We start from the raw sequence: 18,037 nt of genomic DNA, 5'->3' as shown, positions 1-18,037 counted from the left end.
CCGCCACCTTTAAAATGAGAATACCCAGATTTTTCTCCTACTACTCAGGTCCTCCTTGTCGATATCTTTCTCTCTAGAACCAAGGTGTACGACTTCTTCGCTTCCTGCATTTCTAAGGAACACTTCTACGGAACTAATTGGGAGACTAAGTGATCCAATCTTGTAGTGCATTGGTATAACAATTTTGGGTTGGAGCACATTTATCGTTTTCCAGCATTCACTAACTGGAAGGGTATATGTCTCTCCCACTGGAATAAAGAGCACGTCTACATCTCCAAGTTTTTCTGCATGCTCGTGTGTGAGAGCATGACCCAGGTCACCTAGATGGCAGAAATTTATTTCTCCGTGTTTAAATTTGAAAACAATATTTTTGCCTCGTTTAGAACCTCCAGCCTCGTCATGAAATGTCTCTATTCCAGTTATCTCAAAACCTTTCTCAGAGTATTTGCCGGGCTTGTTAATTAGTTTGCAATCTCTATTTTTTACCACGCTTTTGCAGTTGTGGTCGAAATGGTCATGACTCATGAGCACAATATCTGCTTCTACAGAAGGTACGGGAAGCCCGATAGATTTCCCATCGTGGGGGTCTGTGACAATGCTGGACTCTCCCTGCACCTTAAAGCACGCATGTCCATACCATGTGATACGCATCTGCATCCCCTTTTTTATTCTTCAAATGCAACGCCGCAGTTTGGACAGGAGGTTGCGTCTGCATCCACCTCTGCTTTGCAAATTGGACAGAGGAATTTTACTTTCTTTGGCTCTTCTTTTTCTTTCTCCTCCTCTTCCTTTTCCCTCATCTCTTCTTCTTCCGTCTTTTCCTCAACTTTCTCTTCTTCCTTCTCTTCTGCGGGTTTTTCTTCTTCAACCTCTTCCTCTTCTTCAACTTCAGTAGTTTCAGGTTTTGGCTTTGCCGTCTTCACTTCAGCTCTGACCGAGGGTTTGTACGAAGGTACAGTCATTGACTTCCAGAGCCCGAACACAGCCACCGCGTCGGAGAGGAATAGAAGGATTGAGGTGCTTGTTTTATGTGGATACATGCCAGATAGGTAAGCAGAGATGACTGCAGCATATACGACTACACCCAATATGAACAAAATCACCCAAAGATAGAAACTGCTTCCCGTCTCTACAGATACTTCCCTTACTTCTGCTATGGACTCCTCTTCCTCTTTCAATTCTTCAATTTCTTCCACGGGCTCCACTTCTTCTTTCTCTTCTTCTGGGAGCTTTTCTTCTTCCTCTGCTTTTTCTTCCGGTTTTTCCCTCTTCGGAGGACTCTTCAGGGTTTTCTTGAGTTTTTCCTCATCTGTCTCTTCCTTCACCACTTCCTCCTCTGTTTTCTCCTCCTCTTTTTCGACCTTTTCCTCTGGTTTTTCCTCTTCCTTTTCTGTTTTTTCTTCACCCATCAATTCTTTCTCAAGAGCTTCAATTTCTTTCAGCAGTTCCTCATCCTCTTTATTATTCTTATCTTCAGGCATAGTTATCAGCCAATAGAAGCCATCCCTTGATATAAATTTTTCGTGAGGTTTAGAACTTCTCTGACACTGAAGAAAAAATATATCTCCCACATTTCATTCTACCACCATGGAGACCGCAATTGTGTATTGTGAGGGAAAGTTCGGAACATATACTGGTAAAACTGCAAACGGGCTTGTAAGATACTCTAAGAGGTTCAGAATAGCTGGTGTAATTGACAGCACCAAAGCTGGGAGAGATGCTGGGGAGGTGCTTGATGGGATTCCAAACGGCATTCAAATTTATGCGACACTGGAAGAAGCCATTGCAGCAGTCAAAGATGCAAGATTCTTTATAATCGGGGTTGCCACAATCGGCGGGCTTTTACCGCGGGAGTACAGGGACATCGTAAAGAAAGCAATTGAGCACGGGTTGAATATCGTATCTGGATTGCACGAGCATCTTTCAGAGGATGCTGAACTTGCAGCCCTTGCCGCTGAATATGGAGTTAAGCTGGTAGATGTACGAAAACCCAGACCTCTTAAGGAAATGCAGCAGTTCCGCAATCTTTCTAAAGGTCTTAGATGTTTGCGAATCCCAGTGCTTGGCACAGACGGGTCCATAGGAAAGAGAACCACCGCTCTCATCGTCACAGATGCCCTCAATTTTGCCGGAATAAAGACAGTTTTTGTGGCAACTGGGCAGACAGGCCTGATGCAAGGGTCAGAATATGGCGTTCCCCTCGATTCAATTAAAGGCGATTACATGGTAGGGGAGCTTGAGGCAGAGATTGTGAGGGCATGGAATGAGAAGAAGCCAGAGGTGATAATAGTGGAGGGACAGGGCAGCATTTCCCATCCTGCCTATGTTTGTGGCACGAGAGCAATCATAATGGCTTCACAGCCAACCGGCATAATCTGCCAGCATGCACCTAAACGCCAATACAGGAATTTTGGAAAGGAGACGCTCAAACTCCCGATGCCTGATTTGAAAAAAGAAATTGCAATGCTTGAAATGTTTTCCGACTCAAAGGTGTTTGCAATTACTCTTAACCATGAAAACATGACAAAAGAAGAGATAGAAAATTATGTAAAGGTTTATGAAAAAGATTTTGGTCTTCCCTGCTGTGATGTTCTTGTACATGGCGCTGCCAAAATTGTGGAAGCGATAAAGAAAATGCTGTAGAATGAACCAGAGGGCGATGTAGCGGGCAGCTCAGAGATGCTGTTTATTTCCTTAGAAATCTCTGCATTCTGCGATTTATCTGCAGTGCACGGTTGTCCTGCATCAGACATTCTGGCGTAATCGTTTGTTGGCGCGGGTACAGTCACCTTTGCTTGTGGTGTTCCATGAATTATTGTCTCACCGAAGACCTTGATATCATCGATGTAGAGTCCACCGAAGCCAACACTGCTGATTGGTTGTGCATAGTGGTTTGCCAGCGTAGAGTTTGTGACCACACGGAATCTGAGCAAGACCACAGACCCTCTCCAACCAGATAGGTCAACATTCAATCTGTAGAGCGAGCTTGCAGGCACCCAGTATGCTTTATCCCCTGTTTCTGTGACACCAGTGTAGGTTTGGATTCCCGGCCTTATTGGGTCTAAATCTGGAGCATTCTCCCAACCAGAAACATTCCAGCCGCTTCGCACACCAAGGCAGATGGGCTGCCAGGTCACGCCATTGTCTGCACTCACTTCAACTCTGAAACCGTCAGGAGGTCTTCCGGTGCCGCCTGTACCCCAGTTTACATTGAATCTAAAGTAGGCGGAGAGCGTAGCATTCCTTGCATTGGTCAGGTCAATGGGCCTTGTGATCAGCGAGTTGTCAATGCCACCAGAGAAATAGCCAGTGCTAGGATTGCCATTCCACCAGACACCAGAACCCCTGTGCGCCCTGTTTGCATCCTGTATATACTGCCACTGGTCTGCCACATTGCTTGCACTTCCTGTGTTTTTCCTCGTTATTTTCACCTCAACATCGTCAATGTACCAGAAACCGCCGTTACCTGTGTTCTCAGATTTTGCAAGGAACTGGAAGGCAATCTTTATCTGTCTCGTTCCACTAGCAGGGATGAATTGGGTGAGGTCAAATTCGGCATATTCCCAGCCAGCAGTGCTTCCTGCACTGCTTCCCGAATATGCATATGTTATCGGATTCCCATAAGCATCTACATAGAGGCCAGTTGCAAGATTGTTTGGATAGTTTTTGGTAGGCACCAGATATTTGAAGTTGTTAAAGCTGCCATCGGAAGTTCCAACTAACACCACGCCTCCGTTTTTACCAACCACCATGTTGTATCTGTGATAGAATGTGAGTTTGGCAGTAGCCATGTCAGCGCTCAATGTGATTGCAGGCGTGAGCGTATAGTTACAGCCGTTTGTGTTTATTGGCCTTGTTAGTGTTATTGCCATCGGCTGTGCAGGATTTGCAGCAGTTGGGACCATTGGTGGGGCAGTAACATCGCCACCCCAGTCCTCTAGGGCTTTGAAGATGGCATCAAAGATTGCTTGGAGTTCATTACCTGTGGGAGCATAGAAATACTGATCTCTCCATGTATGCCCTCCGCTCGAGAATGGTCCTCTCTTGAGTATCTGAAACGATGCATCTGCAACAGGCTGTAGATAACTATCTACGGCATCACCGCCCAAACCAATTATAAACACAGGCACTGTGGAGTTAAGCGTTTTGCCACCATCAAATCTGAGTGCAGGTACACCACCCCATGCGTTTCCCCTGATATCATTTATGGCGTTTGTGTTGGCTGTGCCATAAGGGTTGTTGTAGTTTGAAGCACCATCCGTGAGAACAATCAATGCAGGATAGTGGCTTCTGTTATAGCCCACTCTTTGCCCACCAACATACTCATTGTCCACGAGCCACCTTGCGCCAAAACCAATTGCATCTGTAAGTGGAGTATTTCCGTATGGGCCTCTTGCGTCAAACGCATTTTTGATGGTTTGCATGTTCGTGGTAAATCTATTAATTACATGAACCCATGTATATTGATAAGCATCCCCATAATTTGCAGCCCAATAGGGATTTGTATATGTATAGCTCCTGAGATTTACTTCTCCGGCTGTAACACCCGAGTGAGAGAACATTGTCAAGCAGGCCTCATCTCCAAGTGTAGTATTCATTTTATCTAAGAACGCAAAGAGAGCGTTTCTTGTAGCGGTCCATTTTCCAGGATTGCCTGGCCAATCATCTCTCATAGACCCACTAGCATCTATCACAATATGCACGCTCATTGGCAATCTGCCGCCACCAGTTGCCTCTGTCATGTAGAATGAGCTTGGATAAGTGTGAGCTGATTTGTTGGTCTTGTTGAAGCCCTTCATCTCCTCCCAGTTCCTTATAATGTTGACATCTACATTACCTACTGGGTCCATGTATTCCAGCGGGGCCTCGCCATTGATCCGTAAGAGTGTTGCCTCATGCTTCCAGTTCATTGAAACCTTTGCTGGGTCTTCGAGGTCATCGTAGAAATAGTACACCTCAATTCGTTGCTCTGCCAAATTGTTCGGGCGAAGGAATTCAACACCCACAAGCAGGCCATCAGGGTCCACATTTGCCCTGATTGGTTCAATGCCTGCAAATAATGGCGTCCAGATAACTTCTGCGGTCACCTTGCCATTTTGAGTTTGTCCAGAAACATCTCTATAGCTTGCAGGCACATGCACATTCTGGGAGCCGATAACCGTATCGCCATCTAAGAATCTTACAATCACGTCCGCATCTTTTCCTCCCCAGTTTGTGATGTTTGCCTTAAGCACATAGGATTCGCCAAGCTGTGGGTTCAATTCTGGCAAAATTATGTACTGCCTTGTGTTTGTGCCTGCAAACATATCGGGTGGTGTTACTCTAAGTTCTGGCTTGTTATCCAATCGCCCGAACCAGTGGATAACTCCATAGAGGAATTCTGCCACTGCACTCGTGTTTGTGGTGTAGGCAAGGTCGAAGGAGAGGTAGGCAGAATGCCAGCCCGAGTTGCTTGCTATGCCGGTGCCTACAACATTGTCGCTTGTTCTTGTCCAGTAACTCGTTCCATCTGCCCAGAACAACGGGATAGCGGAGGCGATTTTGGTGTAGGAACGCACATTGTAGGGGGCAATGCTGGCATTATCAAATCCAATATACATCCCATTAGTTACAGGGTTTTCCCGGACGCCATAAACCTCTGTTTTCGCAACCACACTACCAGTTGTGCTTGCACCCATGATGTTCTGGTAGAAATCAGGACGGTTCTGCACCACGCTATCTGCAAGAATGTTTCTACCGATGAGCAGGAAGGAAACCTGGTCAAGCCCAGCACTCAGATAGTTCTGGATGACATTCATATCGTTGTTGGTGAGGGTGTTGTAACCACCGCCTGCACTGCATGCACCAGTAACCCAAATTATGCAGCTATAGTTTGAGGCATTATATGCGTTGTTGTCTCTATCCTGTCCGCGCGGAACTTTCTGAACATCTAAATTCACACCGACAGTGTAGCCAAGCAAATTAAGGGCTTTCAGCACATGCGCTGCAACATCTGGATTTGTTCCACCGCCACCATTCTCAGATGAGGAATCGTCATCTACAAGCAATGCAGTGTAAATAACTTCAATTTTGAACACAGCTACATCTGAAACATAGACATTATTTGCCTCGTTTGTTTCATCAATTTCGTTATCTGGGTCGACCATAACCTTCACAATGTAACTTCCCACTCTATCAGGCACCCACTGGAATTTGATAGATTTCCAGCTTCCATTGCCAGCAAGATCAGTGACATTGTCCAACAGGGTCTTTGGCTGGTCGTTAATGTAGAGACGTGTCCTCACACCTGTAAGATTCACATTTCCATTGTTTCTGATGATTGCAGTGATGTTTACTGGCTGATTATACCTGGGAGTTAGGGGTTCAATTGTCTGCCCTGCAACTGCCACATCCACACCAGTCCTCAGGTCAATCCCTGCAAGCCAGTTGATTACTTTGTACACAATCACCGCCTGGTCTCCTGTGCTGTTTATTCTTGCAAATTCAAAACCGAACACAACTGTCTTGTAAGTGGAGGCGTTATATTGAGTGGCGAGTACACGTGTGGAAGAAGTATCGTAAAATACAGGTCTTGCTCCTGACACAGGGTTGAGCTGCCTTGCGATTGTGAATGGTGAAACACTCTGCAGCGGTGGATTGAGCCCACTTGTATCTATCCAGTTAGCACCAGGATTTGTGCCAATTAATCTCGCAGGCATTGCGATAGTGTTGCTGATTCCTGCACCAACCTTATTTGTAAACCAGGAAGGCACGGTTTCAAAGATGTTCTGTCCTATTAGCCACAATCTGCCTCCGTTGTCAAGGAAGGTGTTGAGATTGTTTTGGTCATTGGCTGTAAGTGTGCTGTTGGTGCTGCCTCCCATCCATATAACCACATCATAATCTTTTAATTTCTTTTCACCCGTGTTGTAACCAGGACCATCTGCACCGCCAGAAACAACTGCAATATCATACCGCAAGTTTGTGGAAATCAGGGCAGAAGCCATGTAGGAAACCACATCGTTCGGACTACCAGTGAGTGCTCCATCATCATCGACAAGCAAAATCCTGGGCGTGACCACCACCGTCACATTTGCCCCGATTCCTGTGAGATTTCCAGGCATCACATTTGTGATGTTAACACTGATGCGATGCACGCCACCTGGCTTTGCCTCCCAGTATGTGAACACAAGGGTTTGCCCATAGCCAGAAACTGAGATGTTCGTGGTATAATTCCAGTTACTAAGTGAATCATTAAAGGTAATTGTAGCGTTCTGTGCTGCTCTTGCCTTTAAGTTCTTTATCACTGCAGTGATTGTGACATTATCTCCCCTTGTAGGAGACTGATTGCTTAATAATATGCGGTCCACAATTAGCTGAGGCAAGCCCTCACCAGTAACTACATTAATCGTGATCTGGGCTACAGTAGTATGGCTCTTGTTGTCCGTGGCATTAATAATGCCAGTATACCGGCCAGGCATAACGGTTGGTGAAAGCGAGAGATTTTCCGTAATGAACTTCCAGCCAGATGTGTGGTTCATTTTTATCGGGTATCTGAATGTAGTGTTATCTAATTTCTGGAGGTCTATATACACAGAATTGAAATTTAGGTCTGTATCCTTTACAATAACCCAGACACGAAATGCCTTTCCTGTTTCCACAACTTCAGGTTCTGTTCCTCTCTCTAGAATCTGCGGCGGAGCATCTAAATCTATGCCTGGTAATCTTCCCTGCCATATCATCATGTTTTTCGCAGTATCAATGACCACAACAGTGATGTTTGATATTACAGTATATGTGCCCGTAGTGTTCCAGCGCCACACCTCTCCTGACTCCCAGAAATCGCCGAGATTTACTGTAGAATCACTAACAGTTTTGACAAATACGGCAGTGGGCACCACATCTGTGAGCGTGATTACAATGTTTATCAGATTTTTTGAGAGCGGTTCTCCGCCCTTGTGGGTAAGATTAATGTAGTACTTGTATTGCCCAGCTGCGACCTCACTAATTCCTCGCTCTCCTTCAATTTCCACAACTCTCTTGCCTTCCGGTGGAGGAAATGTCTGTACCCATACAAAGATCGTGCTGAATAGCGTCACTGTTATCGCTAGAATCAGCAGCGTTGCAATCACATCCGAAACACCTTTCTTCAAACTTCTATTTCTATTCTTCATTTTTATCACCACCTTTTGATTTTGTTGGTCTCAAAACTTTTACAGTAACATTCCATACGGCAACAAAAACAGTAAATTGAGCAAAAATGCTAAGATAATTTAGATTTGTAGATTCACATCTGGTATCCGAGTTTACCATGCAATCAATCGGTGCATTTTCACAATTGGTAGAGGGATTTTGTGTCTCCACAATTGCCTCACTGCAAACATGCTTCTCCTTTTCTTCAGTGATCTCTGGCACTAACTCTTTTGTTACATATGCTTGCATTCCATGAATTATGGTCTCACCGAAGACCTTGATATCATCGATGTAAAGTCCACCGAAGCCAACAGTGCTGATTGGTTGTGCATAGTGGTTTGGCAGCGTGGAGTTTGTGACCACACGGAATCTGAGCAAGACCACAGACCCTCTCCAGCCAGATAGGTCAACATTCAATCTGTATAGCGAGCTTGCAGGTACCCAGTATGCTTTATCCCCTGTTTCTGTGACACCAGTGTAGGTTTGGATTCCCGGCCTTATTGGGTCTAAATCTGGGCTATTCTCCCAACCAGAAACATTCCAGCCGCTTCGCACACCAAGGCAGATGGGCTGCCAGGTAACGCCATTATCTGCACTGACTTCAACTCTAAAGCCGTCAGGAGGTCTGCCAGCACCACCCACACCCCAGTTTACATTGAATCTGAAGTAGGCAGCAAGCGTTGCATTTTTTGCGTTTGTGAGATCAATGGGTCTTGTGATAAGTGCGTTATCAATGCCACCAGAGAGATAACCCGTTGATGGGTTTCCATTCCACCAGACACCAGAACCCCTGTGGGCTCGGTTTGCATCCTGTATATACTGCCACTGGTCTGCTACACCTGCTGCGTTTGCACTGTTTTTCCTCGTTATTTTTACAGTAACATCGTCGATGTACCAATAGCCGTTGAGACCAGCACCACCGAACAGATACTGGAATGCCACTTTTATCTGTCTTGTGCCACTTGCGGGTATGTACTTTGTGAGGTTGACCTCTCCGAACTCCCAGTCACCTGTGTTACCTCCACTGTTACCAGAATAAACCCAGTTCATCCAGTGACCATAGGCATCCTGGAACATGAAAAGCAAGGTATTTGTAGGATACGGTTTTGTGGGCTCAATATATTCATATTTCCAGTTACTATCACTTGTTCCCACCATTATCACGCCCCCATTGAAGAAGGGCACGAGAGAGAACTTGTGATAGAATGAAATGTGCACACTTTCCATCTCTGATGAGAGTGTGAACGCAGGTGTCTGTGTGTAGTTACATCCTTCTGTATCCTTTGGTTGGGAAATAACGACTGCATTTGGTTTTACTGGATTGTATGCCATCGGAGAAATACCAGCGCCGCCACCACCACCTGCCAATGTCGCACCCTCAAACGGGAGAATTGTATGGATCCAGCAATTGCCACCACCACCAAAAATGTAAAGGAACCTGTTGTTGGCAGTGTATTGCCAGGCATAGTTGTTATCTCCAAAGTGTGTAGTTCTTTCATTGATTGCCGTTGCCGGGTTATCAGCCACATTGTTCAGTTGCCAGACAATTGAGCCACCTTCACTAAATGAAATGCCATTGATTCCAAAGTATCCGTTTATGCTAACTGATGCCTGGAATGAAACGGTGTGTGCACCCCATGGCAGTGAGATTGCACCGCCGCCCACAGTCTGCCATGCTCCTCCATCTATTCTGTATTGAATATTGCTTATTGTTCCAATGGTGGTGTAGGAAAGCGTGAAATTGAATGTAGCAACATAGTCGATGCTGTTTGAAGGAATGTTTGCGTTACTAGTTACACCAAGGATTGGCAAACTTGGGTTTATGGTCACACTATCTCCCTTTCCAAAAGAAAAGTGTTGATAACAGTATTGGATAGAGACAGAGCTCCCGCTTGTAGCATAAACTGTGGGCGAGCTTATGGTATATTGCCCTGGGATTTCGTTAGAGGGAACATATTGGACCACAGAATCCACGCCAAAGTTGGTCTGATAGGCACCAAAGAAGTCGGTATTAAAGGATGTGCCACCAAACTGGTCCTGTCCGAAGATTACCCTTACTGGTTGAGTAGAGGTTATCCGAAATACATGGAGATTCCCATCGCTGGGTGGAGAATTTCGACTCAATATATAAAATGATGTTGGATTTACTGTACATGTGTCACTCCAACTACCACCTGCAATTTCCTGCACCGTGACTGTTGCAGCTGTGCTACCAGGATTTGCAATATAGAATCTCCACGGCCAGGAACTTACAGACCTATAGGTCACACAATAGAGGGTCGTATCCAAACTTGTCCCACCCACTCCCATCGCATTGTCAATCTCATCATTGTCGTTTGAAAGACGATAAAGAATAATGTCATTTGTTGCAGTAACTCTAGCGTAAGCGGTATAGTGGTTGGCATTCAGTCTAGCTTCCTGCCAAGAACCTGCACCCGCCAAGGTAAGGGTATCAGTCTCAATTACTGCACCATTCGCATAGTTAACCCATTCTACGGTAACTGTAGTAGTGCCACCATATGGATTTATTGCGACCACATGCGTCTCGCCACCAAGCCTGTTTCTGATGTCGCCCATAACAACGAAATTCCTGCCTCTTCCCAGTCCATCTACCCAGTTTGCACAGTTCACATTTGAGCCCTCACTTGATGTGACCACTATTAACATCGGGCCGTTAGACACGACTCTATATACTGTCTCTGGCGTCTGGGTTTCATACAATCTTATCTGCCCTGCATTTATCGTGTTTGTATCAATTCTATCCCATTTAGGTGTTGCTCTATCAAATCTCCAGAGTGTGTAATTTGAGGTTTTATTCACACCAACGAAATAGAAACCTTGACCAAAACCTGTGTTGTCCCATGCATCTATTGGAAGGTAGAATTCGTAGATGAATGGCACCTCACCGGCGGGTTCCTTCATTCCATAGCAATTGGGATAGGAGTGATAAGTGGTGTTGGTGAGAGAGAATCCATGCAATTTTGTTGTGGACTTGTCCCAGCCATCCCAGTATCTAGCAATGTTGACATTTACATCGCTTCCAGGGTCTAGGTATTCCAGTGGTGCCTCTCCATTGATTCGCACAATTGTTGACTCATGCTTCCAGTTTCTTAACACTCTTGATGGTTCTTCTAAATCATCATAGAAGTAATAAACCTCTATCCTTTGCTCTGCCAGGTTGTTGGGACGCAGAGCTTCAATGCCTGCAAGCAAGTTCTCAGGGTCCACATTTACCCTGATTGGCTCAAATCCTGCAAACAGAGGAGTCCAGATAACCTCAGCAGTCACTTTGCCATTCTGGGTTTGCCCAAAAGCATCCCTGTAGCTTGCAGGTACATGCACATTCTGAGAGCCAATAACCGTATCGCCATCAAGGAATCTCACAATCACATCCGCATCCTGGCCTCCCCAGTTCGTGATGTTGGCTTTAAGCACATAAGATTCACCAAGCTGTGGATTAAGCTCCGGCAAAATTATGTATTGCCTTGTGTTCGTGCCTGCGAACATATCTGGTGGTGTTACCCTCAGTTCAGGTTTATTCTCTAATTTTCCAAACCAGTGGATAACTCCATAGAGGAAATCTGCGGCTGCACTAATGTTTGTAGTGTAGGCGAGGTCGAAGGCGAGATAAGCAGAATGCCACCCACTTACATCCCTCAACGCACTCCCGACAACAAGGTCACTCGTTCTATACCAGTAGTTAGACGCATCAGCCCAGAAGAGTGGGATTGCATTTGCGGTGTTTCTGTAGCTTCTTGCTAGGTAGTTGCCAGAGAAACTTGCATTATCCATTTGGAATGCAATTCCGTTTGTGATAGGGCTCTCTCGCACTCCATAGACAACCGACATCTGAATTGAGCTGCCCGCAGTTATATCTGCACCGAGATAATCCCTCTTAAAATCAGCAGGCACATTTGTGTCTGAGAGCACACTTCTCCCGATCAGGAGAAATGAAACCTGGGTGGGTGCACTTGTTAGATAATTCTTTATGTCAGTGATGTCAACAGCAGTTAGCGTGTTTGCAGGTGCAGTACCTGTAGTCGTCCCGGTGACCCATATCACCGTGTTGTAGTTTCTGAGCGGGTATTTTGTCTGGTTTCTGCTCTGCCCGATTGGAACCCAATCAATGTCCAAATCATAACCAACAGTGTAGCCAATCTGGGTGAGCGATCTGACCACATTTGCTCCCACATCCAGGTAGCCACTTGTGTTGGAAGAATCGTCATCTACAACCAGCACTGTGTAAATGACCTCAATCTCAAAGACACCCATCTCGCTAACATAGACATTGTTCTCCTCATTCGTTTCCTCAATCTGGTTTTTGGGGTCAATCATTGCTTTAATCACATAATTTCCTACACCTGGAGGAGTCCATGAAAACGGAGGCAGTGTCTTTGAGTCCCCGTTCGGGTCAAGGGTCACCATTTGCACCAGCGTTGACTCAAATTTTCCGTTGATTATCAAGCCAACTTCAGTGGTCTGTCTTGTTTCACCGTTGTTTCTTACAGTCACAGTAATGTTCACAGGTTGATTGTATCTTGGATTCAGTGGTGAAATCACCTGTCCTGAGACCGCAAGGTCTTCTCCTGTTCTGTTGTTTATTCCACCAAGCCAGTTCACAATTTTGTAGGCAATAACTGCCTGGTCTCCCGTGTCTCTTATCCTTCCAAACTCATGGGGCATTGCCACAACCCTGTATGCACCAGCCTTATACTGTGAGCTAACAATGTTCGTCACTCCATAATCTGTAAATAGGGTCTTTGCACTTCCTAGGGTGAGTTTTCTAGCAATGTTGAATGGAGACGCAGATACCAGTGCAGGTGTGAGCGAAGAAGTGTTAATCCAGCCAGTGCCAGGGTCTGCACCACGGAGAGATGCAGGTAGTGGAATGGTACTTACACTGCTTATCCCAAGCATTGTGTAGAGGGAATTTGCGCCTTCCAAAATGTTCTGGCCAACAAGCCATGCCCTCCCGCCATTGTTCATGAATCTTGATAAGTTGTTCTGGTCGTTGGTTGTAAGTGTGTAGTTTGCCCTACCACCAACCCAGATTACTACATCGTAATCTTTCAGTTGCTTATCGCCACTGTCGTATTTAGGTCCATCCGCACCAGCAGCCACCAGAACTACATCGAATTTTATATTTGAAGCGGTGAGCGCTGCAGAAATATTTGAAACACAATCGTCAGAACTTCCTGCGATTGCGGCATCATCATCCACAAGAAGGACCTTCGGGTTTACAACCACAGTAATATTTCCAGGCGTTCCTGTCAGATTACCAGGCATTACATAGGTTATTGTCACTTCAATTTTATGAAGACCCCCGGGGGAGGCAACCCAGTCAATAAACGCCATGTTTTGTCCGTAGCCAGAAACTGAAAAATTCGTCAGGTTCCCAATTTCAATACCAGAGGGATGAAGGTCGCTGTAATCAATGAATGTAATGACAGAGGATTCAGCTGCCCTCTTCCCCATGTTTTTGATTATCGCATTAATTGTGACCTTTTCACCTCGCGTGGGCGAGCCATTTGAGAGTTCAATCATCTCCACAACAAGCTTTGGCATTCCCTCCCCCGAAACAATGTTTATTGTGAGCAGCGCAGTGGTGTTGTGTCCCTTCATGTCCACAGCCCATAGCATCACTGTGAATTTGCCTGGTTCCATGTTTTCGTTAAGAGAAAGGTTTGCGGTTTCAAATCTCCAGCCCACAGTATTGTTCATTTTGATTGGTTGGGGAAACCTTACAGGGTCTATTGAAGAGAGATTTACATAGACGGAATTGTAGTTCAGGTCAGCATCTCTCACTATTGCCCAGACCTTGAATTCATGTTCAATGACCACAGGGTCTGGTGTGGTGCCACGCTCCACTATGGAGGGAGCTTCATCTGGAATGTAGCCAGTAAGGAGTGCCTGCCAAACAACATAGTTTTTAATCGGATTCACAATTTTAACGCTCACATTTGAGATGAAGGTTTTAGAGAGGGTCCAAGACCATACATCACCGGGCTGGAGCAAATACTTGGTAGTGCCGTTTCTTATATTCAGCACATAGCTAGAACCATCGGCTACAACTGAAACATAGATAACCGTTGAATTGTATTCTAGCGGTTCACCGTTTATGTGCGTGAGATTGATGTAGTAGGTGTATGGAGAGACGCCTTTAATTTCCATTCCACCTCGAAGTTCAGTTTTTGGATAGCCCTGAGCAGGGGGTAGAGCATGCACCCACAAAAAAATCGTAGAAAACAAAACTACGGTGATAGTGAGAATCATAAGCTGAGCTAAAACCTCTGAGACCCCTTTTTTGCCCATGCGGAAGGAATTTCTCCTGCCTTTCTCGTGAGAATTACACCCTTCTTTCATGCTCTCACCACAGGGAGTATGAGTTTCTCCCTATATATACTTTCATTGGAAAATACCATTGAGAGTACCATAAAAGAGGAAAAATAAAAATGAGCGAATGAAAAACTGTTAGACCATATGGAGAGCCCATTCAAATGTGAGGTGCGTTGCCCGCTAATTATTTCGGTTGAGGGAAATCAATATTATCAAAATTCATTGGAAGAATTTTAGGGCACCTATTTGTGCCACCACCAGGCCAGGTTGCTGGCAACCCATTGTTACTCATGTCTCTGTCACCATCAAAGAAAATGCTTGTTGGAAACTCCTGGTTTATGTCCTCGTAAAGCGAGAGTTGGGCCAATGCATGATCTAACCATATCTTCACATTATGCTCGGGGGTGGAATCTATTCTCAATGAGACTAATTCAAAGTCTCTCAGTCTTGATACCATACTGACCATGTGGCATCCGACCAACTTACTGTAAGGTTGCATATTTGTGATATTTGATTTACTTCTGAGACTACATATGATTTCCTAGCCTCAATTTCACTCTCGGGATAGACTCCCCAGTAGTCCACATCCATGTAGGCATCAGGAGTAGAGTTAGAAATATCCAAGATAACATACACAGATAATAGAATAATGGGTGTTCGGTTGAGTGGACTGTATATCATATACTCCCTGTAGTATTTCCCACTAGGATTAGGATTGCTGTGATTTTCAATACCAAAATCTATTTTCTCTAGTTGAGTTTTTACCCTATTAAAATCTAAACTTTCGACTTCTGATGGCTTCAAAGTGAGCCTTGTGGCTAACCCATTCACATAATGGGTCGTATCAAATGGGAAATTTTTGGACCACGGAATTATAAAAATAAAAAATGAGAAAGAAACACAACAAAATATCACAACAAAAATGATAACAAGAATACTCCATCTCCTCAAAAGCATCTTCCACCTCCTTACGGTGAGCCATCATAATATCTAGTAAAAATTGTAGGGCTTCCAAGAGTTCCCGCTGTATAATGTCCTGCGGCTTTTTCAACTGAAGTTGGATCATATTGTCTGTACCACCATATCATTTCAGTCGAAGATATTGGCGTACTCTCATGGTAGCTAATCCCAGAGGTCCACGGGAGGTGTGTAGAAAATCTGTAATTACTAAAATAGTACATCTGGGGCCAGTACTCTTTTCCATCCCTCGGTTTTCCTGAGTTATATGGCATATCAAAGAATGGCATACCTGTTTCTGTGAATTTCACTAAATCAACTTCTTGACCATAAGAATCTTCTCCTTTGTTCGGTTCCACCCCATACACCCAAACCCAGTGCTGGAAGTCTTCTACTTTTAATGTTACTCCTGCATTCCAATCTGCGAGAAGTTCCCATCTACCCTCACCTGACCATGGGTCATAAAAGTAGAACCAAACGCCTCGCCAGGGAGCTAGTTCTCCATTTGCTGAAAGCAAGTCCACCATCAGACCTATTGTAAAATCTCCATCGGAACTGTAAAGACCGCCATGTTCAAATGTATTGTATAGAGGTCTACCTCCTTGAGATATCTGGTAACCGATCCACAGAGAAGTAAAGTCTGGCACATCTAACCCTCTTCCATACATCACTCTATGACCTTCTGCATCGTGGTATGTGAACACATGGATTCCCTCTCTATGCACTCTGGTATCCGTAAAATCACATGCTCTCAGATTGTGATGGTCGGATACAACTGATGGTTTCTTCTCGTAGTTGTTTGCATTATTTTTTGTTGACATTTTTATTCACCTTATTCTTCTTCATAGATACCTTCGGATGTCATACTACTCCATCCGATTATATAGGTGTGTCGTTCCCAATCTAACTCTACGCCTAGGAGAGATGCAATTTCAAAGCAAGCTGTTTTTGAGAAATTTTTATCCTTTGTCTTTTTAGTAGGATCCGTGTCCATACTAGCTGGAATAAAATCCGCTTTGATAAATGATCGTGAGGGTATGTTGGTGGAATTGAATCCATACAAAGTGACTGAGATATTATAGGTATATAGTCGTCCATAATTATCATCTGGTATTTTCCAAATTGTGCTGATACTCCAATCTGAGCAATCGTTTTTTCCAGAAATAATTGGTTTATAACCCGCATTCGTGAGATTATTTGCGCCAATTATTATGTTGTAATTTTCAGTATCGTGTTTCAGAAAAATTGTGAGAGACACCACCCCTTCAGCATTGTTGAGACCCCACAAGGAAGAAGGCTTAGTACTTAAAGTTACCAAAATTAACGCTAATACGGTAAATGATATAAGTAGAAAAATACTAATCAGGATAAAGATGGATTTGGTTACCTTTCGCATAAAAATACTCCTCCCCTTATGGACTTCCATCGTAATACCTTGTATAAATGTCAGGATGCATCGTGAAAAAGTTATAAGTTGTATATTGCTGCCAGAACCAGACCATTATCGTGGAGGAGATCATCGTTCCATGAGAGTAGATATAATTAACCGTCCAAGGTAAGTAGAAGTTAATTTTCTGATTGCCCTGTCCATCATACAATCCCAAGGGCCATAAATCTCCATACGCGTCTCTATACATGTTATCACCAGTGAAACAAACTCTCACAACTTTCTGAACATATCCTAATGCTCTGATGTTTTCTGGGTCTGATTGGAGTGTGTTTTCCACTTTCCACACCCAGACCCAATGGCTGAAGCCCTCAACTCTCAGTGTAACTCCTTCGTTCCAGTCACTATTCTCATTTCTCCAAGTTGCAATCGTCCCTTGATGTTTTAGATACTCTATCATTGTTCCAAACAATTTATCACCTGCCAATACATCTCTTGTTGTATATATCGGATATCCTCTTCCCTCATAAACATCAGCTAAGGACCAGCCCCTTGAGAGACAGACTAAATCCCAATAACTAGGTTGCTCGCCAGCATCCCACAAGGTTCTATGACCTCCTGCATCATGGTATGTGTAGACATGCAAGCCCTCTCTTTTTACCCTCCCACTGTCTGTAAAATCACATGCTCTCAGATTGTGATGGAAATCATAGATTACCTTAACTGGTTTCTTTGCTGAGACATCGTACACAACCCAGAAATACCACCAGTCGTGCGGATGCGGGTCTAAGCCTGGGTCATCGTGGAACGGATAGTAGAACCAGTATTGGATACCGAGGAGATTGTCTTTCTGGAAGCCCTGGAGGTATACTGTAGTAATGGACTTTTTCTCTTCAAGCGATTTCGCATAATATTTCATTCCACTCATGTTCGACTTTGCCAGTGCGTTATTAATTGCATCATCACTGTGCCATCTTCTATTTGTGCCACCACCAGGCCAGGTTGCTGGCAACCCATTGTTACTCATGTCTCTGTCACCATCAAAGAAAATGCTTGTTGGAAACTCCTGGTTTATGTCCTCGTAAACCTGAATCGGTGCCAGGGCCCTTGCCAATGGTGCCCATGGCGGTTCATCTCCGTTCCTCACATCGCTGGTATATACATTCATCCACACAAAACTTCCAT

Annotated in this window: 10 protein-coding genes; 1 reads left to right on the top strand and 9 read right to left on the bottom strand. The window is 44.6% G+C overall.

From position 1 onward, the window contains the following. Window positions 1–9: 9 nt before the first annotated feature. Window positions 10–651, bottom strand: a complete 642-nt coding sequence (locus tag QXD64_07240) for an MBL fold metallo-hydrolase (protein ID MEM3397105.1) — start codon at window positions 649–651, stop codon at window positions 10–12. Between the two features lie 14 nt (window positions 652–665). Next, window positions 666–1,481, bottom strand: a complete 816-nt coding sequence (locus QXD64_07235; protein ID MEM3397104.1) for a zinc ribbon domain-containing protein — start codon at window positions 1,479–1,481, stop codon at window positions 666–668. Between the two features lie 106 nt (window positions 1,482–1,587). Between QXD64_07235 and QXD64_07230 the strand changes: the two genes are divergently transcribed. Further along, the gene (locus QXD64_07230; protein ID MEM3397103.1) at window positions 1,588–2,643 is read left to right on the top strand and encodes a DUF1611 domain-containing protein; all 1,056 of its coding nucleotides are present in this window, start codon (window positions 1,588–1,590) and stop codon (window positions 2,641–2,643) included. On the opposite strand, the gene QXD64_07225 is transcribed toward QXD64_07230, so the two are convergent. The 7 genes from QXD64_07225 to QXD64_07195 form a co-directional block, all read right to left on the bottom strand. Then, complete coding sequence (locus QXD64_07225) at window positions 2,556–8,153, bottom strand: CARDB domain-containing protein (GenBank protein ID MEM3397102.1); 5,598 nt, start codon at window positions 8,151–8,153, stop codon at window positions 2,556–2,558. The two genes, QXD64_07230 and QXD64_07225, sit on opposite strands and share 88 nt — an antisense overlap. Further along, window positions 8,143–14,535, bottom strand: a complete 6,393-nt coding sequence (locus QXD64_07220) for a CARDB domain-containing protein (GenBank protein ID MEM3397101.1) — start codon at window positions 14,533–14,535, stop codon at window positions 8,143–8,145. Before QXD64_07220 ends, QXD64_07225 begins: the two co-directional genes overlap by 11 nt. A 157-nt stretch (window positions 14,536–14,692) precedes the next feature. Then, window positions 14,693–14,899 carry a hypothetical protein gene (locus tag QXD64_07215; GenBank protein MEM3397100.1) on the bottom strand — a complete coding sequence of 69 codons (207 nt, stop codon included), beginning with the start codon at window positions 14,897–14,899 and terminating at the stop codon, window positions 14,693–14,695. 50 nt (window positions 14,900–14,949) lie between these two features. Beyond that, on the bottom strand, window positions 14,950–15,465 hold the full coding sequence (locus tag QXD64_07210) for a hypothetical protein (GenBank protein ID MEM3397099.1): 516 nt from the start codon (window positions 15,463–15,465) through the stop codon (window positions 14,950–14,952). 11 nt (window positions 15,466–15,476) lie between these two features. Then, window positions 15,477–16,286, bottom strand: a complete 810-nt coding sequence (locus QXD64_07205; protein MEM3397098.1) for a hypothetical protein — start codon at window positions 16,284–16,286, stop codon at window positions 15,477–15,479. Window positions 16,287–16,297: 11 nt separating this feature from the next. Further along, the gene (locus QXD64_07200; protein MEM3397097.1) at window positions 16,298–16,783 is read right to left on the bottom strand and encodes a hypothetical protein; all 486 of its coding nucleotides are present in this window, start codon (window positions 16,781–16,783) and stop codon (window positions 16,298–16,300) included. 94 nt (window positions 16,784–16,877) lie between these two features. After that, window positions 16,878–18,037: hypothetical protein (locus QXD64_07195; GenBank protein MEM3397096.1), on the bottom strand; the 1,160-nt coding region annotated here is incomplete at its 5' end.

The organism is Thermoplasmata archaeon, assembly GCA_038874435.1.
Classification (GTDB): domain Archaea; phylum Thermoplasmatota; class Thermoplasmata; order Lutacidiplasmatales; family SKW197; genus SKW197.
The sequence above is the reverse complement of the archived record's forward strand: the minus strand, read 5'-3'. Positions and strand labels throughout refer to the sequence as shown.

What these genes read in the sequence shown, in the direction of transcription:
- QXD64_07225 (MEM3397102.1), bottom strand. Translation starts at nt 8,153, where the DNA reads ATGAAGAATAGAAATAGAAGTTTGAAGAAAGGTGTTTCGGATGTGATT.
- QXD64_07235 (MEM3397104.1), bottom strand. Translation starts at nt 1,481, where the DNA reads ATGCCTGAAGATAAGAATAATAAAGAGGATGAGGAACTGCTGAAAGAA.
- QXD64_07240 (MEM3397105.1), bottom strand. Translation starts at nt 651, where the DNA reads ATGCGTATCACATGGTATGGACATGCGTGCTTTAAGGTGCAGGGAGAG.
- QXD64_07220 (MEM3397101.1), bottom strand. Translation starts at nt 14,535, where the DNA reads ATGAAAGAAGGGTGTAATTCTCACGAGAAAGGCAGGAGAAATTCCTTC.
- QXD64_07230 (MEM3397103.1), top strand. Translation starts at nt 1,588, where the DNA reads ATGGAGACCGCAATTGTGTATTGTGAGGGAAAGTTCGGAACATATACT.
- QXD64_07205 (MEM3397098.1), bottom strand. Translation starts at nt 16,286, where the DNA reads ATGTCAACAAAAAATAATGCAAACAACTACGAGAAGAAACCATCAGTT.
- QXD64_07210 (MEM3397099.1), bottom strand. Translation starts at nt 15,465, where the DNA reads ATGCTTTTGAGGAGATGGAGTATTCTTGTTATCATTTTTGTTGTGATA.